The 547-nt window shown below is 33.8% G+C and carries 1 protein-coding gene; it reads right to left on the bottom strand.

The annotated features are described in order from the left end of the window. Positions 1-100: 100 nt before the first annotated feature. On the bottom strand, positions 101-547 hold a 447-nt coding region (locus B0E34_RS02495; RefSeq protein ID WP_165762938.1), incomplete at its 5' end, for a transposase.

The following is a 547-nucleotide window of genomic DNA, read 5'->3' on the forward strand; positions in this document are numbered from 1 at the left end:
AACAGGATCTTTACTCGTTTACTTTGATTTTCTGTCCATTTTTCTCTGCTTTTGTAAAGTAAATACCGGCTTCTTGCGGATCAATCGCAAAACTTGGGGGCTATGCAAAAAGTTTAGTTAATCTGAATAGAAAGAAAGTTCTGTCTTTTACCCCTCGAAGTTGTAGTCTGAAGTTTTTAATTTTCGCATTAAAAGATTCCGCAGCAGCATTGGTGCTTCTTGCTTCAAAATAATTGAGAATATCGTTGTAATGATTTATAATGGTGTTCTTTAGTGTAGAAAATGATTTAAAACCCGACTCTTCAACATCCTTAAACCAATGAGCCAACTTCAACATGGCAACGGATTTTGTTATATTTTGATTGTATATTTTTCTTAAACTATCCGATAAATGGTAGATTTTTTCTAAGTCGGGATATTCTCTAAACAGGATCTTTACTCGTTTACTTTGATTTTCTGTCCATTTTTCTCTGCTTTTGTAAAGTAAATACCGGCTTCTTGCCAGAAGTTGTTTTCGGGTATCTCCGTTTTCAAAAATATGAATGTC

This window comes from Chryseobacterium mucoviscidosis (assembly GCF_002177115.1).
Lineage (GTDB): Bacteria > Bacteroidota > Bacteroidia > Flavobacteriales > Weeksellaceae > Chryseobacterium > Chryseobacterium mucoviscidosis.